Source organism: Caulobacter segnis (assembly GCF_029543125.1).
GTDB classification, from domain to species: Bacteria; Pseudomonadota; Alphaproteobacteria; order Caulobacterales; family Caulobacteraceae; genus Caulobacter; species Caulobacter segnis_D.
Map to the genome: position 1 here is coordinate 273062 of NZ_JARQWW010000002.1, position 26818 is coordinate 299879.

Consider the following 26818-nt stretch of genomic DNA (forward strand, 5'->3'; position numbering starts at 1 on the left):
CCTAGCGCTCCTCGTCGAAGCGGTTGCCGACCAGCTCGACCAGGGCTTCCAAGGCTTCCTTGGCCTCGGCGCCCTCCGCCTCGATGTCGATGGTTGAGCCGATCCCGGCGGCCAGCATCATCAGTCCCATGATCGAGCGGGCGTCGACGGTATGGCCGTCGCGGCTGACCTTCACCTCGGCGTCGAAGCTGGAGGCCAGCTTGACGAACTTGGCCGAGGCCCGGGCGTGCAGGCCGCGTTCGTTGATGATCTCGACCGTGGCCCGCTGCGTCACTTGTCGCCCGCGAGCACGTAGGAGGCGACGGAGATGTACTTGCGGCCCGCCTCCTGGGCGTGCGCGACGCAGGCCTCCAGGCTGTCGCGGGTGCGGACGCTGGCCAGCTTGATCAGCATGGGCAGGTTCAGCCCGGCGATCACCTCGGCGCGGGTCTGCTCCATGACCGAGATGGCCAGGTTGGACGGCGTGCCGCCGAACATGTCGGTGAGCAGGATCACCCCGCGTCCGGAGTCGACCTCCGCGCAGGCCTTCAGGATATCGGTCCGGCGACGCTCCATGTCGTCTTCCGGCCCGATGCAGATGGCCTTCACCGCCGATTGCGGTCCGACCACATGCTCCATGGCGAAAACAAACTCTTCCGCCAGGCGCCCGTGCGTAACGATCACGAGGCCGATCATGCTTGATCTCTCAACGGGATCCCCTGCCCGCCGCGTCCCGAAGGCCGCCACAAGGGCGCCTTGATACGCTCATCGGGGCCCGCCTCCAAGATGCTGCATCGCACGAATGAGCTTTAAGGGGGCGGCCACGTCGAAAGGCCACAGGTCGATCCGGGGGACGGCGTGGCCCTCAACCTCGGTTGACGCAGCGTCCGGAAGGCGTTCGACGGCGTCGGCGGCCACGCAGCGGACGCTCAGGTCGATCTCGCAAAACGCCAGACTGTCCTGCGCAAGAACGCCAAGCCCGCGGGTCTCCATCAGGCTTGAGAGGGAATCGGGCGCCCGGCCGAACAGCCGGCCGTCACAGGTCCAGACCAGCACCCGATCGTCCGCCACCAGGCGAAACCCGTGCTCAAGGCTGCACAGCGCCAGATCGCTTTTTCCGGAACCGGAGGCCCCTTCGATCAGCAGCCCGCGCCACCGGCCGCCGGACCACAGGGCCAAGAGGCCGGCGTGCAGGATCACGCCCGCGCTTCCTTCAGGGTCACCACGAACCGCGCGCCCAGCACCTTGCCGCTGTCATCCCTGCGGTTCTCCGCGTGGATTTCACCGTCGTGCGCCTCGATGATCTGGCGCGCGATGGACAGGCCCAGGCCGGAGTTGCCGCCAAAGGCGCTGCCCTTGGGCCGCGAGGTGTAGAACCGCTCGAAGACGGTCTCCAGGTTCTCTTGGGGGATGCCCGGTCCGTCATCCTCAACCGCCGCAACGATCTTGCCCTTGCCGGCGCGGGCCAGGGTGATGCGCACCTCGCCGTCCGCGGGGCTGAACGACCGGGCGTTGTCCACCAGATTGCGGAACACCTGGCCCAACGGGATTTCCCGCCCCTGCACCCGCACAAGCTCCAGAAGGTTGGGATCGACGAAGGTCACGTGCACGCTGTTAGGCGCCGCCCCGGCGCGTTCGCGTGCGCCGTAGAGCCCCGCAACCTCGGCCAGCAGACGTCCGATATCCACGGTGGCCAGCGGTTCGCGGGCCAGTTCGGCGTCGAGACGAGAGGCGTTCGAGATGTCGGTGACCAGCCGGTCCAGACGGCCGCTGTCCTGCTTGAGAATGGCCAGCAGGCGCTCGCGCGCCTTGTCGTCGGTGACGATGTCGAGGGTCTCCACCGCCGAACGGATCGAGGTCAGGGGATTCTTGATCTCGTGCGCCACATCGGCGGCGAAGCGCTCGATGGCGTCCATCCGCTCCGACAGCGCCTCTGTCATGTCCTCCAGCGAGCGGGTCAGATCGCCCACCTCGTCGCTTCGCTTGGACAGGTCAGGCAGCACAATGGCCTTGACCCCGAACAGCCGGACGCGGTCCGCCGCCCGCGCCAGGCGCAGGATCGGCGTCACCACCAGCAACTGCAGCAGCAAGGACGAGCCCAGCGTCACGCCTATCGCCACCAGAATGAAGGGCGCCAACGCCTTGCGTTCGGCGGCGATGATCTCGTCCACGTCGCCCGCTTCCAGGGTCAGGACGCCCAGGACGGCGCGCACGTGCTGGACCGGGATGGAGACGGAGACGACCCGCCGCCCGTTCTCGGCCAGGCGCACGCCGGCCTGCTGCTCGCCCTTCATGGCCCGGGCGACCTCGTCGGCCAGAGCTGTGCGGGCCCGCTCGATGGTCTGCGGCTTGGCGTCGTCGTCCTGCCGCGCGAAGGACAGGCCGGATCCGTCCGCCGGCCGGGCGGGGGGCAGCAGCTTCCACTCCACGCGGTCCGCAACCACGTAGGAGTCGGCCAGCAGGCGCCCTTGGGAGTCAAACAGGCGGGCGCGCTGGTTGGTCGGAATGAACAGCAACTGCAGGAAGGCGCTGGCCTCGGCGGCCTGAAGCGCCGGCTCCGGATCACCGACCGTGGCCGTCTGATCCAGAATCTTGGCGATGAACTGCCCTTGGGTGGTCAGGCTGTCGATGCGGGCCTCGATCAGCCCGCGCCGCAGCTCGTTGAGCACCAGGGCGCCGCCGATGAGGACGGCGAGGCCCAGAAGATTGAGCGCCAGGATGACCCGCCCCAGGCGCGAGCCCGCGAACCAGCGGCGGCCCGTCGACCGCACGCTGAACGGCATGGCTCGCCGACGGGGGCGCGCCTCAGGATTCGCGGTATCGGTAGCCGACGCCATAGAGGGTTTCGATGGCGTCGAACTCGCGATCGACCTGCCGGAACTTCTTGCGCATGCGCTTGATGTGGCTGTCGATCGTGCGGTCGTCCACATAGACCTGATCGTCGTAGGCCGCGTCCATGAGGTTGTCGCGGCTCTTCACGAAGCCGGGACGCTGGGCCAGGGACTGCAGCAGCAGGAACTCGGTCACCGTCAGGCGCACGGGCTTGCCGTCCCAAAGACAGTCATGGCGCGCGGAATCCAGGGTCAGCCGGCCGCGCTTGATGGCCTTGGCGTTGGGATCGACGGCCGCTGTCGCGACGGCGGCCTCATCCTCATCGGCCCGCGCGCGGCGCAGGACGGCCTTCACCCGCTCCAGCAGCAGGCGCTGGCTGAAGGGCTTGTGCATATAGTCGTCGGCGCCGAGATTGAAGCCGAGGATCTCGTCGATCTCCTCATCCTTGGACGTCAGGATGATCACCGGCAGGTCCGAGGTCTGGCGCAGGCGGCGCAGCACCTCCATCCCGTCCATGCGCGGCATCTTCACGTCGAGGATCGCCAGGTCCGGCGGATCGCTCTCCAGGGCCTGAAGGCCAGAAGCGCCGTCATAGTAGGCCTTGACCGTATGGCCGTGGCTTTCCAGAGCCAGGGACACGGAGGCGACGATGTTCTCGTCGTCGTCGACGAGGGTGATGTCGGCCATCGGGGAAGATTTCTCCGGACAACGGCGGGGGCGGGCCGCCGATCTCTACCGCCCAGCTTGAACCGCATCAACGCACAGCACGGCGCAAGGCTTCCATAAAGGTGAAGCTCAATGCCCGTACAGCATGGCGCCAATACGGCGCATCTCAACTAGGTCTTAAGGTCTGCGGGCTCAATGTCCTCTCCAAGATGAGCCGGCAAGTCCATTACGAGCTTTACGTGCGGCGCAAGCCTGGCGCGCCTTGGGTCCTTGACCTGGCGTCGGAGGACCGCGCGCGCGCGCTCCAATCGGCGGAAGATTGCTTGGCCGAAGGCCGCGCCGCCGCCGTACGCGTGACCAAGGAGACGCTCGACGAGGAAACTCGCGAGTTCCAGACCGTCACCATCATGAGCAAGGGCGCCGTCACCGGACCCGACAAGAAGAAGAAGGAAGAGGACCGCGCGCCGCTGTGCGTCAGCCCCGCCGACCTCTACAGCGCTCATGCCCGGGAACGGATCGGCCGCCTGCTGGACGGCTATCTGGCCCGGCACAAGGCCACGCCGTTCGAACTGTTGCACCGCCCCGACCTCGTCGAGAACCTCGAAGCCTCGGTCGAGCTGCAGCACGCCATCCAGAAGATCTCGATCCCAGAGGCCGAAGCCCGGGGACTGAAGGTCCACGACGTGATGAAGACCTTCCAGGGTCTGGCCCAGCGGGCCATCGACCGCCTGCTTAAGGACTTCAAGAAGGGCAAGCTGCCTGACGTGGACCGCGAAGGTTTCGCCCAGGCCGCCGAACGCCTGGTCGGTGATCCCGACCGCGCCTACCTGCTGGGCGCCGGCGTCGCCGCCTCAATCGCGCCGGCCCATAGCTGGGCCGACAAGATCACGCGCCTCCTGGATCTGGCCGACGCCGCGCCGCAGGAGCCGAAGGCCCGCGCCATGGCCCTGGCGGTGATCGAACAGCCCATCTGCGAAATCCTCAATTCCGCCGCCGGCCTCAACGACCTGCTGGGCGCCGACCTGGATCTTGGCTCCTCCCTGGCGGCCATGACCCGCCTGGCCGGGTCCGAACAGGTGGAGATGCTGATCGGCATCGAGCCCCGCGTGGCCACGGTCATGCCGCCGCTCGACGGCCCGGCCGCGCGCCTCGCCAACTGGCTGGGCGGCAAGCACTTCGAACAGGTCCGCAAGGCGATCTCCCAGCGCGTGCTGAAGGAGCTGATCAGCCCCAAACGCCTGAAGCCCGGCGACGCGGAGGCCGAGATCGAATACCTGCGCGCCCTCGCCATGGCCCTCACCGCCGCGGCGGGACGCATCCTGGAGCATGAGGACATCCACAGCGCCTTCACCGAGCGCTCGAAGATGCTGCTCACCGGCGAGTTCGTGACCAACCTGCTCGGCCGCGACCGTTCGGCTCGGGAAGAGATCGAGGTTCTGGTCAAGCTGACCGAGAACGTCACCGGCGGGGCCAACAAGCGCGCCGCCTCGCGCTGGCTGCTGGCCAACGCCACGGGCCTGCGGTTCGAGCGTGAGATTCAGATGGGGCCCGACGCCGCCGCCGCCAAGCTGGCGGCTCTGGCCACCCTGCAGCGCCTCGTGGCGCGGTCAGGCTTGGTCCAGGAAGACTACAAGCCGATCCAGGACCACTTCGGCGTCCTGGGCGCGCGGATCGAGAACGAGACGCGGATGATCGGCACCCTGCTCAAGGCGCCGTCGCCCCTGACCTTCAAGCTCAGCGTCCTGATCCGACTGGCCACTGGCGAGACCGGCCCCTTGGGTCCGACCGCCGACAAGGCGCGCAACGAAGCCTTGCGCCTGATCCGCACGCCGGAGTCCCGCGAGGCTCTGGCCAAGTCGCCCCAGGTCCTGACCCTGGTGCGCAGCTTTGTGGAAAGCACCCAGAAGGCGGCCTGAGGCCGCCTTCCGCCACCCCCTTAGAACTGCTGCCGGATGGTCAGGCCCCAGGTCTGGGGATCGCCCGGCTGTCCCGCCACGAGGCCCGTGCTGCCCGGCGTCACCGCCAGCTGCTCGAAGTACTCTTCGTCGAAGGCGTTACGCACCCAGCCATAGATGTTGAAGCCGTCGTCGGAGCGGAAGCCGAGACGGAAGTTGTGGAGCGCGTAGCCCTCCACATCCAGGTCCACCGACCGCGAGGCATTTGACGAGAACTTCGAGCGATAGCTGGCGTCGTAGCCGAAATAGACCTCGCCGCCCTTGCCCAACAGGTTGGCCGGACGATTGGCCTCCGCCCCCCACGACGCGGCGAACTTCGAGATGCCCGGCAGCCACTGGCCCGAGATGTCGCAGTTGGACGGGCTGATCCCGCCCGGCGTGCCCGGGGCCGAGGGCGTCGCCCCCGCGCCGCCGCCCGACAGCTCCGGCGGGCATGGGGCGTCCACGAACTGCACGTACTCATGGTCCGTATAGGCGCCGTTGGCGTAGGCGGTGAAACGCTCCGACGGCCGGACGTTGAAGTCGGCCTCGACGCCGCGCACCCGCACCTTGTCGGCGTTGGCCAGATAGCCGCGCAGCAGGCCGAGCTGGGCGTTGTTCACATTGGCCTGGTAGTCCTGGATCTCGGTCCAGAAGCCGGTGAGGTTCAGGGTCGCCCGACGCTCCCAGAACTGGGTCTTCAGGCCGGCCTCGAAGTGGTCGACCTTCTCGGGCTTGATCGCCCCGGCCGACAGGATCGGCACCCCGTTGGCGTCCAGCGGCACGCCGTTCAGGTTGATGCCCCCCGTCTTGAAGGTCTTGGCGTAGGTGCCGTAGGCCAGCACGTCCGGCGTCACCTGGTAGGACAGGTTCAGGTCGTAGGACAGGTTCCACTTGCTGAACGACGGCTCGTAATACTGCGGTGCGCGAACGCCCCGCTGGGCCACGATCCACGGATCGGTGGAATAGGGCCCGGTGAACAGAACCCGCTGCCGCGTGCCGTCCGACGCCGTGCCGGTGACCACAGAGTCGTAGTGACCGGTCTTCTTGTCGTAGTTCACCCGCACGCCGGGCGAGAGGGTCAGCCGGTCGGTGAGCTTCCAGTTCACCTTGGAGAAGACGGCCAGGCTCGTGTTCTTCAGCAGGATGTCGTTGTTGGCGGTCAGGCCGTTCAGCACCGCCGGAATGCAGGCCAGGGTGGTCGGCGTGGCGCATCCGGCCGCGCCCGGAGCCACATTGCCTGGGTTCAGGTTCCAGCGGCTGGCCGCCGGCCCCTGCGCCTCCAGACCCGTGGTGTGGAGCTTCTGGTGGAAGGCGAAGGCCCCGACCACGAAGTCGTAGCGCTCGGTGTCATAGGCGTAGCGCAGTTCCTGGGTGTACTGGTCCTGCTTGGTGGGGTTGTTCGACGCCGTGGTGATCGGCAGGCCGGTGAAGTCCCGATCGTTCTTCGGCCCCCAGTCCCAGAAGCGCCAGGCAGTGACCGAGGTCACCGTGCCCCCGCCAACGTCCCATTCCGCGCGCAGCGAAGCGCCGCCATGCTCGTTGCGGGCGGCCAGCGGCGCATCCACGTCGGTCACGCGATCGAAGGGGTTGGTGCTGACCGGCGTGTAACCAAACGCCGCCGTCAGCGCCGCGTACTGGCGGTTCAGGGGCCGTTGCGTCGCCCCCACCCGAGCGTAGATCTGCGCGCAGCAGATCGGGTCCTGCAAATTGTAGTCTCCTGACAGCGTGAAGTTCAGGTCCTCGCTGACCTTCCACAGCAGCGCGCCGCGGACGCCGATGTTGTCCTGCCCCTGAATCCACTGGTTGGTGGCGGTGTTGTAGATCGTGCCCCGCCGGTCGGTGTTGGACAGGCTGATGCGCAAGGCGATGTCGTCGGTCAGCGGGCCGGACACCGACACCTTGGCCTGCTTGAAGCTGTAATTGCCCAGGGACACCTCGCCCGTGGCGTCGAAATCGAAGCTCGGCGCGCGGGTGGTGATGTTGATGGCGCCGGCCGTGGTGTTCTTGCCGTAGAGCGTGCCCTGCGGCCCGCGCAGCACCTCGATCTGCTCGATGTCCACGAAGTCCAGCGTCGCGGCGGCCACCCGGTTGTAATAGACCTGATCGATATAGACCCCGACGCCCTGCTCGATCCCGTCGTTGGTCAGGCCCAGCGGCGCGCCGATGCCCCGGATGTTCACCGAGGTGTTTCGCGGGTTCTGGGAATAGAACTGCAAGGTCGGCTGCAGCTGGGTCAGCCGGCTGATGTTGAACGCGCCGGTGTTGTTCACCGTCTCGGCCGTGACCACCGCCACGGCGACCGGCACCGCCTGGACGTTCTCAGCCCGACGGCGGGCGGTGACGATCACCCCTTCGATATTAGCGGCGTCCGCCGTGGCGCGGGTCGCGCTCGGCGCCTGATCAGCCGTTTTCGCAAACGCCGCGACAGGCGCGCCAAAAGCCGCGAACGCGGCGCCCGCCAGAAAGATGGACTTGAGCCTCATCGAGATCTCCCCTGCTATCTCGACTATTCCTATCGGCCTGATCGGAAATTGGAGAAGGCAGCTTTCTTGGCCTCGGAGTCAGCAATTCTTTAAGAACGTCGCTCTGCGGACGCTGTCAGTCCAGAGCCGCTTTCAGGGCCTCGACCACGCGATCAACGTCCGCATCCGCCATGCCGGGGAACAGCGGCAGGGTCAGGCAACGGTCATACCAGGCCTGGGCGCCGGGCAGGTCGAGCGCGCCGTACCGTTGACGATAATAGGGCTGGTTGTGGACCGGGATGTAGTGGACCTGAGAGCCGATCCCCTGCTCCGCCAGACGCGCGACGACCTCCGCCCGCGTCACCCCGGCGGTCGCGAAATCGATCAGAACCGTCAGCAGATGTAGCACCGGCTTCGAATGGCCGGGACTTGAAGCCAACCGCACGACGGGGGCCAGCGGGGGCAGCAACGCCTTATAACGAGCCGCCAAGGTCCGCCGACGCTCGGCGAACCGATCCAGCTTGGCCAGCTGCGACAGGCCCAGCGCGCAATTGATGTCCGGCAGGCGGTAGTTGAACCCCGGCTCGGCCATCTCGTAGATCCAGGGATCGGCCCCGGCCGGCCGGCTCATGCCGTGGCTGCGCAGGGCGCGCAGGCGGCCGGCCAGCGCCCCGTCATTGGTGGTCAGCATGCCGCCCTCGCCGGTGGCGATGGTCTTCACCGGATGGAACGAGAAGCTCGCCATGGCTGACCAGCGGCAGTCGCCTACGGTCGAGGCCTGGTTCCCGAACACGGCGGTCGAGCCCAGAGCGTGCGGCGCATCATCCACCAGCACCGCGCCCGCCTCATCGGCCAGCGCTTTCAGGCCCGGCAGGTCAACCACGTCCCCGCGCAAATGAACCGGCAGCACCGCCTTCACCCGCCGTCCCTCGGCGCGCTTCAACGCCTCGGCCAGGGTGTCCGGCGTCATCAGGCCGCTGTCGGGATCGACATCGGCGAACACCACCTCGGCGCCCACGTAGCGGGCGCAGTTGGCGGTCGCCAGGAAGGTGACGGACGGGACGATGCACACATTCCCCTCGCCGACGCCCAGCGCCATCATCGCCAGGTGCAGGGTGGCCGTGCCGTTGGAGGCGGCCACGGCATGAGCCGCTCCGACCTTCTGCGCCACCGCCGCCTCGAAGGCGGCGACGGTCGGGCCCGTGGTCAGGAAGTCTCCGCGCAGCGCGTCCGCGACAGCCTGGACGTCGTCGTCCTCGATGGTCTGGCGGCCGTAGGGCAGGAACGGCCGGGCGCTCACGCCCCGCCCTCCTCCAGCATGGCGAGCAGGCCTTCGGTGCTCAGCCAATCGTCGTTGTTGTCGCTCGCGTAGTAGAAGTCCTCGCTCACCGGCTTCGCGCTCTCGGCCTCACGCAGGGCCATTCGGGCGAATTCGTCAAAGGTGGGCTCGATCACATAGCGGTCGACCAACTCGATGGTCTGGCGCGCATCGTCGGCGCTGATCATCACCTCATGCAGCTTCTCGCCAGGGCGGATGCCGATCACCTTGATCTTGGCGCCGGGCGCTATGGCCTCGGCCAGATCGGTCATCTTCATGGAGGGAATTTTCGGCACGAAGATCTCGCCGCCGCGCATCATCTGCAGGGATGAGAGGACGAAGTCGACACCCTGGGGCAGGGTGATCCAGAAGCGGGTCATCCGCACGTCCGTGATCGGCAGTTCGGTCGCGCCCTGCGCCAACAGTCGTCGATAGAGCGGAACGACGCTGCCGCGCGAGCCGACGACATTCCCGTAGCGCACCACCGCGAAGCGCGTGCCGATGTCGCCGGACAGGTTATTAGCCGCCACGAAGGTCTTGTCCGAGGCCAGCTTCGTCGCCCCGTAAAGGTTGATCGGATTGCAGGCCTTGTCCGTGGACAGGGCGAGCACCTGCTTCACCCCGTTGGCGAGGCTGGCCCACACGACGTTCTCGGCGCCGATCACATTGGTGTGGATGCATTCGGAGGGATTGTACTCCGCCGCCGGCACCTGCTTCAGGGCCGCCGCGTGGACCACAATGTCCACTCCACGCAGCGCCAGGGTCAGGCGTTCCCGATCCCGCACGTCGCCGAGAAAGAAGCGCATGCGCTTGAAATCCTCGAGCGGGAACTTCTCGCGAAGCTCCATCTGCATGTCGCTCTGCTTCAGCTCGTCGCGCGAATAGACGATCAGCTTGCGAGGCTTGGCGCGAGCCAGCACCTCCTCCACGAAGCGGCGGCCGAAAGAGCCCGTGCCGCCGGTGACCAGGATCACCTTGTCGTCGAGATCAAGCGAAGCTGGTGCGAAACGACCCAAGACAAACCCCCTGGCCGCGAACAAGCGGCGTTGGACCGAGTCTCGGCTGAGTCCCGGCGCCTGTCACCGCCCATCAACCCTGCGTCAACCCGCAGGCGCCAAGATGGCCGCCATGCACCGCCGCCTCCTTTCCCTGCTGCTCGCGCTCAGCCTCGCTCTCCCGGGCGCGGCCTTGGCGTCTGGCGGCGGCAAGGCGAAGAAGGGCGACGAAGGTCCCATCGTCGACGTGGCGCCGGTTTCGGTCAGCGTGCGCCGGCCCAACGGCCGATGGGCGGTGATAACCATCGAGGCCGACCTGAACGTGCCCGCCGAGCCGCTCCGCCAGAAGGCCCAGCTTTCCGTGCCGCGTCTGCGCGCCGCTTATACCGAAGTGCTCGCCCGCTATGCGCACAGCACGACGTCGGAGAAGGCTGTGAATCTCGACCTGATCGCCGGCCAGCTCCAGAAGGCCACCGACACGGTGCTGGGCGGACGCGGCGCCCAGGTCATGCTGGGCGGCGTCATCCTCCAGTAGGCTCACATGGCGGAGATGCCGCCATCCAGCTTGAGCTCCGCGCCGGTCATGAACCGGCTCTCGTCCGAGGCCAGATAGAGCACGGCGTTGGCGATGTCGTTCGGCTCGCCGATGCGGCCCAGCGGGATCTGGCGCGCCAGCTTCGACTCCGCCTCCTCCTTGCCGATCATCTGGCGGATGTTGTCCAGGATGGGCGTGTCGATGAAGGTCGGGTGGATCGAGTTCGACCGGATGTCGAGCTTCTGCTTGGCGCAGTGCAGGGCGATATTCTTGGACAACAGCCAGACCGCCGCCTTGGAGGCGTTGTAGGAGGGGCCGTTGTGGTTGGCGATCAGGCCGGCGATCGACGACAGGTTCACGATCGAGCCGGGCTGGTTCTGGCGCATGTACTTCAGGGCGTGTTTCGCGCCGAGGAAGACGGAGTCCACATTGATCGCCATGACCTGCTTCCAGGTGTCGTAGGACAGCTCCTCGATGTTCCGGTCCCGGCTGACCCCGGCGTTGTTCACCAGCACCGAGATGCCGCCCATGGCCGCGTCGGCTTCCTCCAGGGCGTAGATCCACTGGTCTTCCTGGGTCACGTCCAGCTTGACGGCGAAGGCCGTGCCGGCGCCGTGGGCTGCGTTGATCTCGTCCGCGACGGCCTGCGCCCCGGCCAGATTGATGTCCGCCAGGGTGACCTTGGCGCCCTCCTCGGCCAGCCGGCGCGCCGCGGCGGCGCCGAGCCCCTGGGCCGCGCCGGTGATGAAGGCCTTCTTGCCGGCCACGCGCCCGTTCTTGTTGGTCATTGGGGCTTCCTCCTAATTTCAAACATTAGTTTGAATGAGCTAGGCCGCCGCGTCCATGATCTTCGCGAGGACGATGTCGCGTTCGCTGACCCCGTCCACGTCGTGGGTCGTCAGGATCACCTCGACCCGGTTGTAGACGTTGAACCACTCGGGATGGTGGTCGAGCTTCTCGGCGGCGATGGCGATGCGGGCCATGAAGCCGAACGCCTCGGCGAAATCCCTGAAGGTGAAGGTCTTGGCGATGGCGTCGCGATGCTCGGACGCGGTCCAGCCGTGGCCGTCCAGTTGGGCGAGGGCGGCGTTGGCCCCGATGCGCTTGGTCATGTCAGCTTTCCTTGAAGTTCAGGCCAGGAAATTCAGGCCGGTGGCGGCGGACAGGTCGGCCAAAGCCTGCGCCTCGTTCGTCACCTTGATGGCGGTCATGCCGAGCATCGCCGCCGGTTTGCAATTGATGCCCAGATCGTCGAGATAGACGCACTCGGCGGGCTGCACCGAGAGCAGCTCGCACATCATCTCGTAGATGCGGGGATCGGGCTTCCGCAAGCCGACCTTGGAGCTTTCGATCACCGCGTCGAACAGCTCCATGATCCCGGCCACCTTGGCCGCCTTCTCCGCCGTTCCCGACATGCCGGCGCCGTGGCCGGTGATGACGTTGTTGGTGATGCAGCCGACCTTGAACGCGGCCTTGCAGGCCTTCAGCGCCTCGACCATCCCCGGCCGGATGTCGCCGGACAGCAAGGGCAGCACATCGCCGCCGCGCACCGGATGGCCCAGCGCCGAGGACTCCTCCAGGAAGCGCGCATCAAAAGCCGCCGCGTCGATCTCGTTGCGCTCGAACAGCGCCCAGGCGTTGGCGTCGGGATTGGTGGCGTTGACCCGGCGCAGCAGCCCGTCCGGCAGTCCGCGCTCCGCCTCGTATCGTGTGAAGGCCTCGAACGGCGACGAGGTGATCACCCCGCCGAAATCGAAGATCACCGCCTTCACCGCCATGCCGCTCCCCCCGCCTTTTCTGATTTGCGCGGGACGCTAGAGCGGATTGAACCCCGCGTCACGGAAGATCGCCTTGGCCTGCGCCCCTTGCAGGAAACGCAGGAAGGCGGCCGCCTGCGGGTTCTTCGTTCCCGTCACCACCGCCCCAGGATAGACGATCTTGTCGTGGCTGGAGGCGGGGAACACCGCCACCGTCCGCACCTTCGGCTCGGCCTTGGCGTCGGTGGCGTAGACGACGCCAAGCGGCGCTTCACCGCGCGCCACATAGGCCAGGGCGGCGCGCACATCGGCCGCCGGCGCGGTCTTGCCCGCCACGCTGTCCCACACGCCCAGCGAACCCAGGGCGGCCCGGCCGTAGCGACCCGCCGGCACCGCCGGATCGGCCAGGGCCAGATGCCCCCCGCCGAGCGTCTGGGCCAGCGGGAAGCCCTTGCGGATCGTCAGCTTGGTCGCCGCCCCCGCTGGCGCGATCAGCACCAGGGTGTTGCCCAGCAGGGTCTTGCGCGTCGGGGCCTGGATCAGGCGGCGCTCCGCCAGCCAGTCCATCCATTCGGCGTCGGCCGTGACCACCACGTCGGCCGGCGCGCCCTGCTCGATCTGGCGGGCAATGGCGTTCGATCCGGCGAAGCTGAAGGTCACCGGCGTCCCGGTGCTCTTGGTGAAGGCGGCGCCGGCGGCGGTCATGGATTCCCGCAGCGAGGCGGCGGCGAAGACCCGCACCGGCTCGGCCGCCAGCACAGGCCAGGCCAGGAAAACGAAGGCGAGGGCTAGCAGAAGGCGCAGGTGGCGACGCATGATCCGGCTCCGTCGAACGATCGTGGACCTATAGCCGAACATGCGCTTCCCCGTCGCCGCCTTCGCCGTCGCGCTCCTGGCCGTCACGCCCGCCCTGGCGCAGGAACTCAAGGTCCAGACCTCCACCGGGACCAAGGCTGTCACCGCCGCCGAGATCGCCAAGCTGCCCCGCCTGTCGCTAGCCGTTCAGTGGCACGGCCAATCGGCGACCTATGAGGGGCCGCTGCTGTCAGACATCCTGAACCTGGCCGGCGGCGTGCCCCTGGGCGAGGCCCTGCGCGGCGCGGCCCTGGCCAATGTGGTGATCGCCGACGCCTCGGACGGCTATCGCATCGCCCTGGCCTTGGCCGAGGTCGACCCGGCCATGAGCACGCGGCGGGTGATCGTCGCCGACCGCAAGGACGGCCAGCCCCTGCCGGCGGCGGAGGCCCCGTTCCGCCTGGTGGTGGAAGGCGACAAGCGCCCCGCGCGATCGGCCCGCAACCTCATCTCCATCAAGGTCGCGCCCGCGAACTGAAGCTTGGCGGGAACACTTCTCTACGCTCCGCGCGTTCTTGACGGAACGACCGGAGCGCCGCCTTGGACAAGACCGCCGACAATCCCCCGCCGCACAAGCCCCGCAGCCGCTGGGCGCTCGCCCCCCTGAGCGGCCTGTCGAAGACCGCCCGCTGGGGCATTGGCGGCGCCCTGGCGCTCCTCGTCGCCGTGATCGTGTTCCTGTTCATCTTCGATTGGAACTGGCTGCGCGGCCCGGTGTCGAAGTTCGCCTCCGCCCAGCTTCAGCGCGAGGTGCGCATCGACGGAAACCTGCGCGTCCACCCCTGGTCCCTTTCGCCCCGCGCCAGCATCGAAGGCCTGCATGTGGGCCAGCCTAAATGGGCGCCGCCCGGCCACATGGCGCGGGTCGAGCGCATCGCCGTCCAGGTCAAGCTGCTGCCCCTGTTCAAGGGCGACGTTGTCCTGCCCCTGCTGGCGGTGGAGAAGCCGGACGTGATCCTGCTGCGCGAGCCGTCGGGCCGCGCCAACTGGACCTTCGGCGATCCGAACAAGCCCAAGGGCAAACCCATGAAGCTGCCGGCCATCCAGCACTTCATCATCGACGACGGGCAGCTGCACTATGAGGACCTGCAGAAGGGCCTCAGCTTCCGCGGGTCGGTCAGCTCCAACGAGCGGGCCGAGGGCGCCGAGCGGGGCCGCTTCCGCCTGGAGGGCAAGGGCGAACTGAACCGCGCGCCGTTCCTGGCCCTGGTCACCGGCGGCGCCCTGCTGAACGTGTCGCCCAACAAGCCCTACCCCTTCGACGCCGACGTGCGGGCCGGCACCACCCGTGTCCTGGCCAAGGGGTCGATCAACAAGCCCTTCGACCTGGGCCGGTTCGGCGCGGACCTGACCATCGCCGGCCAGGACCTGAACAACCTGTACTACCTCACCGGCCTGGCCCTGCCGAACACGCCGCCCTACCGCGTCTCCGGCCGGCTGGAGCGCAAGGGCTCGCTGTACGACGTGACCGCCCTCAAAGGCCGCATCGGCGACAGCGACATCGGCGGCAAGGTGGCGGTGGAGACGGGCCGCGAGCGCCCGCTGCTGACCGCCGACCTGCGTTCGCGCCGCCTGGACTTCGACGACCTCGGCAGCCTGCTGGGCGGCACGCCTTCCACAGGGGGCGGCGAGACCGCCTCGACCGGCCAGAAGCAGATGGCCGGGCAGATGCAGGCCCAGCGCCGCCTGCTGCCGGACTCCACCCTGCAGGTCGAACGCATCCGGGCCATGGACGCCAAGGTCCGCTACCGCGCCCTGGCGGTGAACGCCCCGAACCTGCCCCTGCGCCGGGTGTCCCTGGACCTGACCCTGGACGACGGGGTCCTGACCATGGACCCGCTGTCCTTCGACTTCTCGCGCGGCCGCCTGACCAGCCAGATCAAGCTGGACGCCACCGGCAAGACCCCGCGCACCGACGCCGACGTGCGCCTGACCAATGCGGCCTTGCAGGACTTCATCCCGATCCAGACCGGCGGCCAGCCGGCCATCGAGGGGGCCATGGCCGCCCGCGCCAAGCTCACCGGCTACGGCAATTCGGTCCACCGCGCCGCCAGCAGCGCCAACGGCTCCGTCACCATGGTCGTGCCGCGCGGCAAGATCCGCCAGGCCTTCGCCGAGCTGCTGGGCGTCAACGCCAGCAAGGGCCTGCTGCTCCTGCTGTCCAAGAGCAACAAGGAGACGGACGTCCGCTGCGCCGTGGCCGACTTCAAGGTCACCGACGGCGTGCTGCGCGCCAACACCATCGTCTTCGACACCGGCGTGGTCCTGGCCAAGGGCACGGGCACGGTGGACCTGGAGACCGAGCGCCTGGCCTTCCGCATCGAGGGGGACAGCAAGAAGCCCCGCCTCGTCCGCCTGTTCCTGCCGATCACCGTCGAGGGCCCGCTGATGCAGCCCAAGGTCGGGGTCGAGGCCGGCGGCGCCGTGGCCCAGGGCGGCGTCGCGGCGGCGCTGGGCGCCCTGCTGACGCCCCTGGCCGCCCTGCTGCCCTTCGTCGATCCGGGCCTGGAGAAGGACGCCGACTGCCAGGGCCTGGTCGCCTCGGCCAAGGGCAAGGGCGCGCCGCTCACCGCCGCCGCGGCCCGCACGGCGCCGAACAAGGACGACTGAGGCCGATCCGTCCAACGGACTGTCGATCCGTACAATTTTCCGTCACGGATCGGGGCGCATAGTGGCCTCCATCGAACGACCGCGCCGGTCCCCCAGGCGGCGCGGCCCGAGCGAGGCGGCGCCCATCGCCGCTTGTCGAGGCCGGCTGCCCCTCCCCCCAATGCCGGCCTTTCACGGCCGCCCCCTTCCCTCCCCCCGGAAGGGGGCGCGCTCCTCTCATCGAATCCCGTGGATAAGGGGCTAGGCGAACGCCTTGGGCGTCCCCATCTTGCCGCCACGCCGGACACGCCGGCATGAGGGGGCCGGTTTGGAGCCGATCATTTCCGTTTCGGGTCTGTCGAAGACCTACGCCTCGGGATTCTCGGCGCTGAAGGGCGTCGATCTCGAGATTCGCAAGGGCGAGATCTTCGCCCTGCTGGGGCCGAACGGCGCCGGCAAGACCACGCTGATCAGCACCATCTGCGGCATCGTCAATCCGAGCCAAGGGACCATCCTCGCAGCCGGCCACGACGTGGTGCGCGACTACCGCGCCGCCCGCAAGGCCATCGGCCTGGTCCCACAGGAGCTGACCACCGACGCCTTCGAGACCGTCTGGGCCACCGTCCGCTTCAGCCGCGGCCTGTTCGGCAAGGCGCCGAACGACAAGCTGATCGAGAAGATCCTTCGCGACCTGTCCCTGTGGGACAAGAAGGACAGCAAGATCATGGCCCTGTCCGGCGGCATGAAGCGCCGGGTGATGATCGCCAAGGCCCTCAGCCACGAGCCCGACATCCTGTTCCTGGACGAGCCCACCGCCGGCGTCGACGTGGAGCTGCGCCAGGACATGTGGGCCATGGTCCGGGGCCTGCGCGAAAGCGGCGTGACCATCATCCTGACCACCCACTACATCGAGGAGGCCGAGGAGATGGCCGACCGCATCGGGGTTATCCGCAAGGGCGAGATCATCCTGGTGGAGGACAAGCACGTCCTGATGCAGAAGCTCGGCAAGAAGCAGCTGACCCTGCATCTCCAGGCCCCGCTGGCCGCCATCCCCGCCGACCTGGCCGACCACCACCTGTCCCTGTCCGAGGACGGCCTGGACCTGACCTACACCTTCGACGCCCAGGGCGACGACACGGGCATCGCCGCCCTGCTGCGCCGCCTCGACAACCACGGCATCGACTTCAAGGACCTGCGCACCGAAGAAAGCTCGCTGGAAGAGATCTTCGTCAGCCTGGTGAGGGGGCAGCAATGAACATCCACGCCATCAAGGCCATCTACCGCTTCGAGATGGCGCGCTGGTTCCGCACCCTAGGCCAGAGCCTGCTGTCGCCGGTAATCTCCACCTCGCTCTATTTCGTGGTTTTCGGCTCGGCCATCGGCAGCCGCATGCAATCCATCGACGGTGTCTCCTACGGCGCCTTCATCGTGCCCGGCCTGATCATGCTGTCCCTGCTGACGGAGAGCATCTCCAACGCCTCGTTCGGCATCTACATGCCCAAGTGGGCCGGCACGATCTATGAGCTGCTGTCCGCCCCCGTCTCGTGGATCGAGACGGTGATCGGTTATGTGGGCGCGGCCGCCAGCAAGTCGATCATGCTGGGGCTGGTGATCCTCGCCACCGCCCGCCTGTTCGTGCCGTTCGAGATCGCCCACCCGTTCTGGATGATCGGCTTCCTGGTCCTCACCGCCGTCACCTTCAGCCTGTTCGGCTTCATCATCGGCCTGTGGGCCGACGGCTTCGAGAAGCTGCAGATCGTGCCCATGCTGATCGTCACGCCCCTGACCTTCCTGGGCGGCAGCTTCTATTCCATCAACATGCTGCCCGAGGTCTGGCGCAACATCACCCTGTTCAACCCCGTGGTCTATCTGGTCAGCGGCTTCCGCTGGAGCTTCTACGGCGTGTCCGACGTAGGCATCCAGATCAGCTTCATGGCCACCCTGGGCTTCATGGCCGCCTGCCTGGCGGTGATCTACGCCGTGTTCCGGACGGGGTGGCGGTTAAAGAACTGAGAGAGGCGAGCGGCCAGCCATGTCCGGCAGTCGCGGCTCTGAGAGTTTCCCTCGCAACTACGCGAAAAGGCCCCTAGGAAAACCGCCACGTATCCAGCGCCGCGCCAGTCACCCGCTCGAACGCCTCCAGGTACCGCGCGCTCATGGCCTGGATGACCACCTCCGGCAGGGCCGGCGCCGGGGCTTCGCCGTCCCAGCGGCCGGCCTTGCGCTCGGCGTCCAGATAGTCGCGCAGGGGCTGCTTGTCGAAGCTGGGCTGCGGGCCGCCGGGGGCATAGACGTCCGCGGGCCAGAAGCGGGAGCTGTCGGGGGTCGCCACCTCGTCGATCAGGATGATTTGCCCGTCGGCAGTCTTGCCGAACTCGAACTTGGTGTCGGCGATGATCACGCCGCGCGTGGCGGCCACGTCGCGCACCCGGCCATAGACGGCGCGAGACAGGCGCTCCAGTTCCGCCGTCTCGTCGGCGCCGAGGGCGGCGGCCATCTGGGCGATGGTGACGTTCTCGTCGTGGCCGGTCTCGGCCTTGGTGGCGGGGCTGAAGATCGGCGGATCGAGGCGGTCGCTCTCAACCAGGCCCGCGGGCAGGGCCTCGCCGGCCAGGGTGCCCTCGGCCGCGTACTCCTTCCAGGCGGAGCCGGAGATGTATCCTCGCACCACGCATTCGAACGGCACCACCGAGGTGCGCCTGCACAGCATGGCGCGGCCGTTGATCTGGTCACGCTGGCTGCCCAGGGCCGGGACGGCGGCGATGATCTCGTCCGCGTCCGTGGTGATCAGGTGATGGTCGACCACGTCCTTCAGCTGGCTGAACCACCAGGCGCTGATCTGGGTCAGGACCACGCCCTTGAACGGCACCGGCTCGGCCATGACCACGTCAAAGGCGCTGACCCGGTCGGAGGCCACCAGCAGCAGCCGGTCATCCCCCGCCGCATAGACGTCCCGCACCTTGCCCCGCGCGATCAGCGGCAGGTTCAGTTCGCTGTGCGTCATGGCGGTCATAGCGGGGGCTCCTTGGATAATGGGCCGGCTATAGCGGCCCTCCCTCTCTCCGCCTAGTGCGAGGGTTGGCGTGGTTGCGTGCTTCGACTGGTCGCTGCGCTCCCGCTCAGCACGACGAAACTGGATTGGCTATGAGTTCGTCATCCTGAGCCTGTCGAAGGACGCAAGGCCTACTTCCCCACCTTCCAGTTCACCACGTGATAGACCGCCGCCTCATCCCCCACATTCCGCAGCGCATGGGGCGATTTCGACGCGTTGAACACCACCCCGCCCGGCCCGACGCGCTTCCACTCGCCACCCGACAGCACCTCCACCGTCCCCTGCTTGATGATCACAAGCTCCTCGTTGGGATGGATGTGCGGCGGGTGGGAGTTGGTCCCGGGCCGCAGCGTGGTGACGTGCATCTCCAGCTCGTCCAGGGTCGCGGTGGGCGCGCGGGTCAGCTGGGCGTAGGTCCCCACGTCGGTCGCCCCGTGCTTCATCCCCTCCCAGGTGAAGACGGCGGGGCCCAGGACGGCGGGCTTGGGCGCCTGGGCGACCGCAACGGCGGCCAGGCTGACGCCGGCGGCGATGACCGCCACGGTGATGTCGCGGCGGGATATCATGCGGCCTCCGAGAAGCTGTAGCCCTTGCGTTGCGGGCGGCTGAGCAGGGCGTTGGCCTCGTCGTCGCCGATGAAGCGTTCGGCCTTTGGGTCCCACTTCAGGGGCCGCTTCAGCTTCATGGCCGCGTGATGCACCAGGCAGGTGGAGGTGGCGCGATGCCCGAGCTCCACCGGGGCGGCCGGCGGCTTGCGGGTCCGGATGGAGTCCAGCCAGTTCCCGTGCTGCTCCTTGCTGCGATAGAGGCGCACCTCATTGGGCCCGATGACGCTGGTCAGGATTTTCGGATCGCTGGCCGTCAGCCCTTTGGCCGCCCCCGCCGCCGGGTCGCTCGCCGTGACGCCGCCGTCGCGGGTGACGAAGATCCAGCCTTTCGTGCCGATGAACTTCACCCCGTTGGGGAAGTCGCCGCTGATGTCCATGGTCACGCCGTTGGCGTAGCGGGCGTGGGTCAGGAACGTGCCATGCACGTCCCACAGGCCGCTGGTCGGGAACTGCGCCGAGCCCCAGACCTCCACCGGCCCGGAATGCTCCATGTCCATGCCCCAGTGGGCGGTGTCCACGTGGTGCGCGCCCCAGCCGGTGATCATCCCGGCGCCAAACTGCTCGCAACGCAGCCAGCCGGGCCGGTCGAAGGACGCCTGCGGATGGACCCGCATCTCGGTGTAATAGGCCTCCGGCGTCGAGCCCAGCCAGGCGTCATAGTCCAGGTTCGGCGGCACCGGCATTTGCGGGGCCTCGGGGCCGGACGGGTCGCCGGGCAGCCCCACCTCCACATGCTTCAACTCGCCGATGCGGCCGTTGCGGACCAGCTCGCAAGCGCGGTGGAACTGCGGCCAGGGATTGAGCGAGCGCTGCTGCGAGCCGATCTGCACGATGCGGTCGGTGGCCGCCACGGCGTCGGACAGATAGCGCCCCTCGGCGATCGTCAGGGCAGCGGGCTTCTGCAGATAGACATCCTTGCCCGCCCGCACCGCGTGGACCGTGGGAATGGCGTGCTGGTGGTCCGGCGTGGCGATGATCACCGCGTCGATGTCCTTGGACGCCAGCATCTGGCGATAGTCGCCATAGCCGACCGCCCCGTCCCACGGGCGGCCCAGCTTCTTGGAATAGGTCTCGTTGACCAGGGCCTTGCCGGCCTCGACCCGCTTGGAGTCCACGTCGCATACCGCCAGGACCTGAGCGTGGTCGTACTTCCAGGTCTCGGGCATGTCGTGGATGCGGGCGATGCGCCCCGCCCCGATCACCCCGACATTGATGCGGTTGGACGGGGCGTTCTCGCCGAAAACGGTGGAGGGAACGATGGCTGGAAAGCCGAGCGCCGCGGCGCCCAGGCCCTGTATCAGAAGTCGTCTTTGTATCTGCTTTCCAGTCACTCAATTCTCCTCCTGTTTTCGCTCCTAGCTCGTGATCGGCCGGGTCGCGTTTTTCTGCGCCTTGAGCACCAGTTCGGCGGCCAGCAGGGCCTGGTCCTGGTCCTGCGCCACCGAGGTGCGCTCGACGATGTCGGTGATGAACTGATGCCCGAACGGCAGCACGACCTTGCTGCAATCGATGTATCGGGCGCGCTTCTGGTCCACGATCAGCATGTGGTTGGCGCCCGGCCGGCCGATGGGATCGATGTACTTGCGCAGCTCGATGTATCCCTCGGTCCCGAGGATGAAGAGCCGCCCGTCGCCCCAGACGCCCAGGCCGTCCGGCGTGAACCAGTCCACCCGCAGATAGCCCGTCCCGCCGTTCCCGGTGACGGTCATATCGCCAAAATCCTCAAACTGCGGCCGGTCCGGATGGGTCAGATTCCCCGTCTGGCTGGCCACCACATGGGCCTTGGTCGAGCCGGTGTAGTAGAGGAACTGCTCGGCCTGGTGCGAGCCGATGTCGGTCAGTATCCCCCCATAGCGGCGCTTGTCCCAGAACCAGTCGGCCCGTCCGACGCCGATGCGGTGCGGGGCCAGGTTCACGGTCTGGATCACCTTGCCGATGGCGCCGGCCTTGACCAGCTCGCCCGCCTTCACCGCCGACGGCACCTCCAGGCGCTCGGAATACATGATCGCGTACTTGCGGCCGGTCTTCTTAACCGCCGCCCGGACCTGGGCCAGCTGCTCCAGGGTCACGATGCCCGGCTTGTCCGCCAAGTAGTCCTTACCCGCCGCCATGACCTTCAGGCCCAGGGGCGTGCGCAGGTCGGGGATCGGGGCGGCGACCACCAGCTGGATCGACTTGTCCTCGATGATCTCATCTTCGCTGCGCGCCAGGGGCACGTCGCCGAACTGCTTGCGGAACTCGGCGATCTGCTTGGGATCGGCCGTGTAGAACTTCACCAACGCGCCGCCGCCGCGCTTCATGGCGGCCGTCATGCTGTAGATGTGATTGTGGTCGCAGCCGATCACCGCAAACCGGATGGAGTGCTTGGGCTTGGTGTTCGGGTCCATGCCCGGCTCGGCCACCTCTTCGGTGGGCTGCAGCGGCTTGGGCGTCGGCGGCTGGGCGAAGGCGCCGCCCGCCAGCGAGGCGAGACCCGCCGTCCCGGCGGCCATCAGCAAAGCACGTCGGCTCGTATCGTCCATATGTCGGCCCTCCTCCCGGCCTCCAAGGTCGCCCGCTTCATTGGACTGACCAATGGCTCATTCATGGACTGACAAGTCATCAGACCACTAAATCGCGAACAGGGAAACCCCTTCGCGCGCGGACGCGATCTCCGCGCATAGGGCTGCGGATGTCCAATCCAGATTGTGATGATGACACACGCTGAAATAGCATCGGTCGCTTACGCGACAGCCGCGCGAGACCTGTTCAGATTTCAGGAAAGTGGCGCACCCGACACGATTCGAACGTGTGACCTTTGCCTTCGGAGGGCAACGCTCTATCCAGCTGAGCTACGGGTGCGTTCCGGGAGGCGGGTTCTAGCTGAAAGCGCGGATACGCGCAAACGCCTTGCCCGCCTGCCCCGCTAGTCCTTGACCGGATCAGCCGCCGTGGCCGAGCCGTAGGTCAGGGAGACGAAGACGTCCTCCAGGTCCGGGTCCTCCGTGGCGATGTCCTTGATGTGCAGGCCGGCGCCGCGGACGGCGGCCAGAACCTGCTCCACGCTGGACTGCCCGGTCTTGTAACTCACCGCAAAAGCGCCGCCGGCGCGGACCTTGGTCTCGAAGCCCGGCAGCACGGGCGCCACCGTCACCGGCTCTTCCGGCGTGACCACCACATTGCGGGTGTCGAGCCGGCGCAGCAGGGTCGAGGTCGGCTCACAGGCCACCACCTCGCCCCGGTTGACGATGGCGATCTGATCGCAGAGCTCTTGGGCCTCTTCCAGATAGTGCGTGGTCAGGACGATGGTCACGCCCTGCTGGTTCAGGCCCACCACATATTGCCAGAGCTGGCGGCGCAGCTCGACATCGACACCGGCGGTGGGCTCGTCCAGCACCAGGACCGGCGGATGATGGACCATGGCCTTGGCCACCATCAGGCGGCGCTTCATGCCGCCGGACAGTTGCCGCACATAGGCGTTGGCCTTGTCGGAAAGACCCAGGGCGGCGAGCAGCTCATCGGTGCGGCGCTCATTTTTGGGCACGCCATAGAGGCCCGACTGCACGTCGAGGGATTCCTTTGGCGTGAAGAAGACGTCGGCGGCCAACTCCTGCGGCACCACGCCGATGGCGGCGCGGGCGTCGCGCGGGTGAGTATCGATGTCCCGGCCCCAGATCTTCACCGAGCCGCTGGTCTTGCGGGTCAGGCCGGCCAGGATGTTGATGAAAGTGGACTTGCCGGCGCCGTTCGGCCCCAGCAGGCCGAAGATCGAGCCGCGCGGGATCTTCAGGTCGATGCCGTTGAGGGCCCGCTTTTCCGGCGTGGTCTTGGTGGCCGCGTAGGTCTTGAAGAGGCCTTGAGCCTCGATGGCGTAGTCGGGAAGGTCCATGGAGCCTGCGGCGTCTGGAGACAGAACGGTTTGTTGCGGCCGCAAGGCGAATTGACGCCCCCGCGGCCCGTCGCATAGGTATGGCCCGCAGGCCCTGTAGCCAAGGCCGCATCGACCAATTCGCCCGCCGACCCTCTTGAGGCGGGCCACACGGAAAGCTTTAGACCATGGCGCGCAAGGCCAAGCCGATCCCCGACACCGCCGCCACGATGTCGGCTCCCGACCTGGGCGTCGGCCCGGCTCCGGAGACGGTGACCGTGCGCTCCCACCGCATCGCCTGCGACGGCGTCGGCGGTCCGCTGGGCCATCCGCGGGTGTGGCTGGAGATGGGCGCCGCGGGGTACATCGACTGCTCTTACTGCGATCGTCGCTTCGTCCTGGCCCATGGCTCGGACGGTCACGAGGACGAGCGCCTGGCCCCGGGCGTCTATGAAGGCGCGGGCGGCCACTAGGCCCGCGTCAATTCGCCCCAAGGCGAAGCTTCCGCCGACTTAAGGGTCGTTAGGAACCGGCTGCGTAGAACTCCCCCAACGCCGCGTGCTTTCCGCGCGGCCAGGTTTGGGGGACCTGCCATGACCAAGTTCAAGCGCGTCGCGCTGGCGACGACCTGTCTGCTTCTCACGCCCGCCGCGGCCTTCGCGGCCGATGCTTCCGAGGCGCAGTGGAAATTTTCGGGCAGCGTCCGCGTCCGATACGAGACCGTCGACGATCAGGTCCGGCCGAACTTCAACACCCAGGACGATCTGTGGAGCGTTCGCACCACCCTGGCCGCCGAGCGGCGCCAAGGTCCGGTGACCCTGTTCGCGGAGATGTACGACAGCCGCGTCTATGGCGCGGATCGCCGCTCCCCCATCGGCACCAACGAGGTCAACACCGCCGAACTGGTCCAGGCCTACGCCGCCGTGAAGCTCAAGAGCGACGCCTTGGGTCCGGTGAACCTTCAGGCCGGCCGCTTCATGCTGAACGTCGGCTCGCGCCGTCTGGTCGCCGCCGACGACTATCGCAACACCACCAACGGCTACACGGGCGTGCGCGTCGACATGGCGCCGGCCGGGGTGAAGACCACCTTGCTCTATGTGATGCCGCAGGTGCGTCGCCCGAACGACATCCAGTCGCTGCTCGACAATCGTCAGTATCCCGACACCGAGAACGACGATCTGGTGGTCTGGGGCGGCGTCGCCGCGCGGCCGAAGACCATCGGCAAGGCCACCCTGGAGGGCGAGTTCTTCCACTTCGAAGAACACGACGCGCCCGGGTCCCCGACCCGCGATCGCGATCTGGACACCTTCGGCGCCCGCGTGATCCTGGAGCCGACCGTGGCCGCCTGGGACTACGAGGTCGAGGTCGTCGGCCAGACCGGAACCGTCAGCCGCGGCACGGGTGCGAACGATCCGACCCTCGACGTGTGGGCCAGCTTCGTCCACGCCGATGTCGGCTACACCCGCGACAGCGCCTGGAAGCCGCGCCTGTCGGTGGAGCTGGACTACGCCAGCGGCGACGAGCCCGGCGGCAAGTACGGGCGTTTCGACACCCTGCTGGGCATGCGCCGCGCGGACTTCGGCCCCTCGGGCATCTACGCCGCCATCGGCCGGGCGAACATCATCACCCCGGGCATTCGCCTGGAGGTGGCGCCGAACAAGCGCCTGGACGCCTTCGCCTCGTTCCGCAGCATGTGGCTGGCGGCGGACACCGACAGCTTCTCGACCACCAGCGTGCGGGACGCCACCGGCGCCTCCGGCGACTTCGCCGGCCACCAGCTTGAGGGCCGCGTGCGCTATTGGGCCGTGAAGGACCGCCTGCGGCTGGAGGCCAACGCCTTGATCCTGGCCAAGGGCCGCTTCCTGCAGGACGCGCCCAACGCCTCGAAGAACGGCGAGAACAGCGCCTATCTGGCCCTGAGCGCGATCACGCAGTTCTAGGGATCAGCCTTCGCCGCCGGTTCGTTCAGGTTGAACCGGATCGGCAGGCGAAGGACCGCGCCGTCAGGCGGCAGGCCATCCTCGCCCCACGCATTCAACTGCATCGAGCGGGCGATCACCACGGCCGCCTCGGCGAACCCCAGATCGGCCGGGTCGGCGCGAAGCGGCTTGCAGTCGTCCAGCCGCCCGCCCACGGCGGCCACGCATTGGGCGACGCCAAGACCTTGCTTGATCCCCTTGGCGACGGCCTGTTCTGGGAAGACCGCCAAAACCTGATTGAAGTCGGCCGAGCGCGCCCACTGAGCATTGCTGAGCGCCCGCGGCTGGGTGTGGGTCGCGGGATTGAGGAACTGGATCGGCACGGTGACGCCGATCTCTTTCAGAAGCTCTGGCTCAAGACCCGACAGCCGCAGTTTGAACTTGGGGATCAGTTTAAACGCGGCGTCTCGGAAAGCGCCCCTGTTGGGAGAGACCAGGACCTCACGGCACCCGCGCAACGTTCCGTCGGGCTTGGGAAAGCAGGTCAGGGTGACCCGAGCTGTCTCCAGGTCCTGAGCCCCGCTCCTCGGCCAGAGCGCCGCCACGTCCGCAGACGTCGGTGCGGCGTCCCAGAGCGGCCGCTGAAGCATTTTGAAGGTCTTGCCGACATTCGTCATCGACCCGGCCCCGGCCGCTCCAAAGACGATCGGAATCGTCACCGTGCTTTTGGTCGGCGTGCCGTTCTCCAGCCGCGGCTGCATCTCGAACGCCCCTGACAGCGCCAGCGCGGCGGATCCGAAGCCGAGCCCGGCGGGCTCCTCCGACTTCACCTTGCACTTCTCCAGCAAGCCGACCGTGCTGACTTGGCAATCGATCGTCGCCTTGCCGCCTACGCCGCGCTTGAGTGCGGCCGCGGGCCAAACGCCCTGCAGATCGTGGGCGCTTGGCTTCCTGCGCCAGTCAGTTGTACGGATTTCCCCCGTAGCCGTTCGGGTGGTGAACCCGGCCTCATAGAACTCCACCAGAAACCGCACCTTCGCCCCGGCTTGGCGCGACGCGTCCTCAGGCTTCATCCGGAACTTGGATGCGACAGCCAGACTCGCCTCGCCGAAGCCATAGTCCTTGGGGCTTTCACTCACCACCGAACAGGCATCGAGGGCGCCGTCTGGCGCCACGCTGCAATCCAGCACCGCCTCCCCATTCAACTTCGCCTTTCGCGCGGCGCTGGGATAGGCCCGATCAAAATCCTTGCCGGATGGCTTTGACGCCCAGTCCGGCTCGCTGATCGCCGGCTCCGCGGAGAGCGGAGCCCCAGCGGCGCAAAGACCCAAGACCAAGCCACAAAGAATCGCAGCGCGCATCACAACCCCAACGAGAATTTCCGCCACCAAACCCTTATTCCGCAACGGTAGCAAGACAGTCGATGATCGGGGCTGACCCGGAGCGCCGGCGCGCCTATCTTCCGCG

At 67.6% G+C, this 26818-nt stretch carries 26 protein-coding genes and 1 tRNA gene; 8 read left to right on the forward strand and 19 right to left on the reverse strand.

Annotation, left to right across the window (positions count from 1 at the left end; genetic code table 11):
- Position 1: 1 nt before the first annotated feature.
- The 5 genes from P7B02_RS06090 to P7B02_RS06110 form a co-directional block, all read right to left on the reverse strand.
- On the reverse strand, positions 2-274 hold the full coding sequence (locus P7B02_RS06090; protein WP_277785433.1) for an HPr family phosphocarrier protein: 273 nt from the start codon (positions 272-274) through the stop codon (positions 2-4).
- The gene (locus tag P7B02_RS06095; protein ID WP_277785434.1) at positions 271-675 is read right to left on the reverse strand and encodes a PTS sugar transporter subunit IIA; all 405 of its coding nucleotides are present in this window, start codon (positions 673-675) and stop codon (positions 271-273) included. The genes P7B02_RS06090 and P7B02_RS06095 overlap by 4 nt, the downstream gene beginning before the upstream one ends.
- 69 nt (positions 676-744) lie before the next feature.
- Positions 745-1179: an HPr kinase/phosphorylase gene (locus P7B02_RS06100; RefSeq protein ID WP_277785435.1), complete on the reverse strand. Its 435-nt coding sequence runs from the start codon at positions 1177-1179 to the stop codon at positions 745-747.
- Positions 1176-2816 carry a stimulus-sensing domain-containing protein gene (locus P7B02_RS06105; protein ID WP_431355790.1) on the reverse strand — a complete coding sequence of 547 codons (1641 nt, stop codon included), beginning with the start codon at positions 2814-2816 and terminating at the stop codon, positions 1176-1178. The genes P7B02_RS06100 and P7B02_RS06105 overlap by 4 nt, the downstream gene beginning before the upstream one ends.
- A complete protein-coding gene (locus tag P7B02_RS06110) occupies positions 2785-3498 on the reverse strand; it encodes a response regulator transcription factor (protein WP_277785437.1) in 714 nt (237 codons plus the stop codon). Before P7B02_RS06110 ends, P7B02_RS06105 begins: the two co-directional genes overlap by 32 nt.
- Before the next feature lie 302 nt (positions 3499-3800).
- On the opposite strand from P7B02_RS06110, the gene P7B02_RS06115 reads away from it, so the two are divergent.
- Positions 3801-5393, forward strand: a complete 1593-nt coding sequence (locus tag P7B02_RS06115) for a hypothetical protein (RefSeq protein ID WP_347276640.1) — start codon at positions 3801-3803, stop codon at positions 5391-5393.
- A 20-nt stretch (positions 5394-5413) separates the two neighbouring features.
- Here P7B02_RS06115 and P7B02_RS06120 read toward each other — a convergent pair whose 3' ends face one another.
- The 3 genes from P7B02_RS06120 to pseB form a co-directional block, all read right to left on the reverse strand.
- A complete protein-coding gene (locus P7B02_RS06120) occupies positions 5414-7897 on the reverse strand; it encodes a TonB-dependent receptor (RefSeq protein ID WP_277785439.1) in 2484 nt (827 codons plus the stop codon).
- A gap of 115 nt (positions 7898-8012) precedes the next feature.
- Positions 8013-9176, reverse strand: coding sequence for a UDP-4-amino-4,6-dideoxy-N-acetyl-beta-L-altrosamine transaminase (gene pseC / locus P7B02_RS06125; protein ID WP_277785440.1), 1164 nt, complete (start codon positions 9174-9176; stop codon positions 8013-8015).
- Positions 9173-10210, reverse strand: a complete 1038-nt coding sequence (pseB, locus tag P7B02_RS06130; protein WP_277785441.1) for a UDP-N-acetylglucosamine 4,6-dehydratase (inverting) — start codon at positions 10208-10210, stop codon at positions 9173-9175. The genes pseC and pseB overlap by 4 nt, the downstream gene beginning before the upstream one ends.
- Before the next feature lie 112 nt (positions 10211-10322).
- Here pseB and P7B02_RS06135 point away from each other — a divergent pair, with 112 nt between their 5' ends.
- Entirely contained in the window at positions 10323-10724 is a 402-nt protein-coding gene (locus tag P7B02_RS06135; protein ID WP_277785442.1) for a hypothetical protein, read from the forward strand.
- 2 nt (positions 10725-10726) lie between these two features.
- Here P7B02_RS06135 and P7B02_RS06140 read toward each other — a convergent pair whose 3' ends face one another.
- Genes P7B02_RS06140 through modA form a run of 4 tightly spaced genes read right to left on the reverse strand, consistent with a single transcriptional unit; the run spans position 10727 to position 13297 of the window.
- A complete protein-coding gene (locus tag P7B02_RS06140; protein ID WP_277785443.1) occupies positions 10727-11512 on the reverse strand; it encodes an SDR family oxidoreductase in 786 nt (261 codons plus the stop codon).
- A 39-nt stretch (positions 11513-11551) separates the two neighbouring features.
- The gene (locus tag P7B02_RS06145; RefSeq protein WP_277785444.1) at positions 11552-11836 is read right to left on the reverse strand and encodes a 4a-hydroxytetrahydrobiopterin dehydratase; all 285 of its coding nucleotides are present in this window, start codon (positions 11834-11836) and stop codon (positions 11552-11554) included.
- 18 nt (positions 11837-11854) lie between these two features.
- The gene (locus P7B02_RS06150; protein ID WP_277785445.1) at positions 11855-12502 is read right to left on the reverse strand and encodes an HAD-IA family hydrolase; all 648 of its coding nucleotides are present in this window, start codon (positions 12500-12502) and stop codon (positions 11855-11857) included.
- 36 nt (positions 12503-12538) lie between these two features.
- Entirely contained in the window at positions 12539-13297 is a 759-nt protein-coding gene (gene modA / locus P7B02_RS06155; protein ID WP_277785446.1) for a molybdate ABC transporter substrate-binding protein, read from the reverse strand.
- Positions 13298-13337: 40 nt separating this feature from the next.
- Here modA and P7B02_RS06160 point away from each other — a divergent pair, with 40 nt between their 5' ends.
- The 4 genes from P7B02_RS06160 (at position 13338) to P7B02_RS06175 (ending at position 17938) form a co-directional block, all read left to right on the forward strand.
- Positions 13338-13814: a molybdopterin-dependent oxidoreductase gene (locus tag P7B02_RS06160; protein WP_277785447.1), complete on the forward strand. Its 477-nt coding sequence runs from the start codon at positions 13338-13340 to the stop codon at positions 13812-13814.
- A 62-nt stretch (positions 13815-13876) separates the two neighbouring features.
- Positions 13877-15946 (forward strand): AsmA family protein, encoded by a 2070-nt coding sequence (locus P7B02_RS06165; protein WP_277785448.1) that lies wholly within the window; start codon positions 13877-13879, stop codon positions 15944-15946.
- Between the two features lie 268 nt (positions 15947-16214).
- Positions 16215-17180, forward strand: coding sequence for an ABC transporter ATP-binding protein (locus P7B02_RS06170; protein ID WP_431355801.1), 966 nt, complete (start codon positions 16215-16217; stop codon positions 17178-17180).
- Complete coding sequence (locus tag P7B02_RS06175; RefSeq protein ID WP_277785450.1) at positions 17177-17938, forward strand: ABC transporter permease; 762 nt, start codon at positions 17177-17179, stop codon at positions 17936-17938. Before P7B02_RS06170 ends, P7B02_RS06175 begins: the two co-directional genes overlap by 4 nt.
- Before the next feature lie 73 nt (positions 17939-18011).
- On the opposite strand, the gene P7B02_RS06180 is transcribed toward P7B02_RS06175, so the two are convergent.
- From P7B02_RS06180 to P7B02_RS06205, 6 genes are all read right to left on the reverse strand, one after another.
- Entirely contained in the window at positions 18012-18938 is a 927-nt protein-coding gene (locus P7B02_RS06180; protein WP_277785451.1) for a phosphoribosylaminoimidazolesuccinocarboxamide synthase, read from the reverse strand.
- A gap of 170 nt (positions 18939-19108) precedes the next feature.
- Positions 19109-19543, reverse strand: a complete 435-nt coding sequence (locus P7B02_RS06185; RefSeq protein ID WP_277785452.1) for a cupin domain-containing protein — start codon at positions 19541-19543, stop codon at positions 19109-19111.
- A complete protein-coding gene (locus P7B02_RS06190; RefSeq protein WP_277785453.1) occupies positions 19540-20916 on the reverse strand; it encodes a Gfo/Idh/MocA family protein in 1377 nt (458 codons plus the stop codon). The genes P7B02_RS06185 and P7B02_RS06190 overlap by 4 nt, the downstream gene beginning before the upstream one ends.
- Before the next feature lie 24 nt (positions 20917-20940).
- Positions 20941-22107 (reverse strand): Gfo/Idh/MocA family protein, encoded by a 1167-nt coding sequence (locus P7B02_RS06195; protein WP_277785454.1) that lies wholly within the window; start codon positions 22105-22107, stop codon positions 20941-20943.
- A gap of 242 nt (positions 22108-22349) precedes the next feature.
- Positions 22350-22426, reverse strand: a tRNA-Arg gene (locus P7B02_RS06200).
- A gap of 64 nt (positions 22427-22490) precedes the next feature.
- Positions 22491-23453 (reverse strand): ABC transporter ATP-binding protein, encoded by a 963-nt coding sequence (locus P7B02_RS06205; protein WP_277785455.1) that lies wholly within the window; start codon positions 23451-23453, stop codon positions 22491-22493.
- Between the two features lie 167 nt (positions 23454-23620).
- Between P7B02_RS06205 and P7B02_RS06210 the strand changes: the two genes are divergently transcribed.
- Positions 23621-23905 carry a zinc-finger domain-containing protein gene (locus P7B02_RS06210; protein WP_431355791.1) on the forward strand — a complete coding sequence of 95 codons (285 nt, stop codon included), beginning with the start codon at positions 23621-23623 and terminating at the stop codon, positions 23903-23905.
- Positions 23906-24025: 120 nt separating this feature from the next.
- Positions 24026-25372 (forward strand): alginate export family protein, encoded by a 1347-nt coding sequence (locus tag P7B02_RS06215; RefSeq protein WP_277785456.1) that lies wholly within the window; start codon positions 24026-24028, stop codon positions 25370-25372.
- Here P7B02_RS06215 and P7B02_RS06220 read toward each other — a convergent pair.
- Complete coding sequence (locus P7B02_RS06220) at positions 25369-26712, reverse strand: TonB family protein (protein WP_277785457.1); 1344 nt, start codon at positions 26710-26712, stop codon at positions 25369-25371. The two genes, P7B02_RS06215 and P7B02_RS06220, sit on opposite strands and share 4 nt — an antisense overlap.
- Positions 26713-26818 lie beyond the last annotated feature (106 nt).

Excerpts from the sequence above, each read along its gene's own strand:
- P7B02_RS06095 (WP_277785434.1), bottom strand. The coding sequence starts at position 675 with ATGATCGGCCTCGTGATCGTTACGCACGGGCGCCTGGCGGAAGAGTTT.
- P7B02_RS06105 (WP_431355790.1), bottom strand. The coding sequence starts at position 2,816 with ATGGCGTCGGCTACCGATACCGCGAATCCTGAGGCGCGCCCCCGTCGG.
- P7B02_RS06110 (WP_277785437.1), bottom strand. The coding sequence starts at position 3,498 with ATGGCCGACATCACCCTCGTCGACGACGACGAGAACATCGTCGCCTCC.
- P7B02_RS06120 (WP_277785439.1), bottom strand. The coding sequence starts at position 7,897 with ATGAGGCTCAAGTCCATCTTTCTGGCGGGCGCCGCGTTCGCGGCTTTT.
- P7B02_RS06135 (WP_277785442.1), top strand. The coding sequence starts at position 10,323 with ATGCACCGCCGCCTCCTTTCCCTGCTGCTCGCGCTCAGCCTCGCTCTC.
- P7B02_RS06140 (WP_277785443.1), bottom strand. The coding sequence starts at position 11,512 with ATGACCAACAAGAACGGGCGCGTGGCCGGCAAGAAGGCCTTCATCACC.
- P7B02_RS06145 (WP_277785444.1), bottom strand. The coding sequence starts at position 11,836 with ATGACCAAGCGCATCGGGGCCAACGCCGCCCTCGCCCAACTGGACGGC.
- P7B02_RS06150 (WP_277785445.1), bottom strand. The coding sequence starts at position 12,502 with ATGGCGGTGAAGGCGGTGATCTTCGATTTCGGCGGGGTGATCACCTCG.
- modA (WP_277785446.1), bottom strand. The coding sequence starts at position 13,297 with ATGCGTCGCCACCTGCGCCTTCTGCTAGCCCTCGCCTTCGTTTTCCTG.
- P7B02_RS06160 (WP_277785447.1), top strand. The coding sequence starts at position 13,338 with ATGCGCTTCCCCGTCGCCGCCTTCGCCGTCGCGCTCCTGGCCGTCACG.
- P7B02_RS06175 (WP_277785450.1), top strand. The coding sequence starts at position 17,177 with ATGAACATCCACGCCATCAAGGCCATCTACCGCTTCGAGATGGCGCGC.
- P7B02_RS06180 (WP_277785451.1), bottom strand. The coding sequence starts at position 18,938 with ATGACCGCCATGACGCACAGCGAACTGAACCTGCCGCTGATCGCGCGG.
- P7B02_RS06185 (WP_277785452.1), bottom strand. The coding sequence starts at position 19,543 with ATGATATCCCGCCGCGACATCACCGTGGCGGTCATCGCCGCCGGCGTC.
- P7B02_RS06195 (WP_277785454.1), bottom strand. The coding sequence starts at position 22,107 with ATGGACGATACGAGCCGACGTGCTTTGCTGATGGCCGCCGGGACGGCG.
- P7B02_RS06205 (WP_277785455.1), bottom strand. The coding sequence starts at position 23,453 with ATGGACCTTCCCGACTACGCCATCGAGGCTCAAGGCCTCTTCAAGACC.
- P7B02_RS06210 (WP_431355791.1), top strand. The coding sequence starts at position 23,621 with ATGGCGCGCAAGGCCAAGCCGATCCCCGACACCGCCGCCACGATGTCG.
- P7B02_RS06215 (WP_277785456.1), top strand. The coding sequence starts at position 24,026 with ATGACCAAGTTCAAGCGCGTCGCGCTGGCGACGACCTGTCTGCTTCTC.
- P7B02_RS06220 (WP_277785457.1), bottom strand. The coding sequence starts at position 26,712 with ATGCGCGCTGCGATTCTTTGTGGCTTGGTCTTGGGTCTTTGCGCCGCT.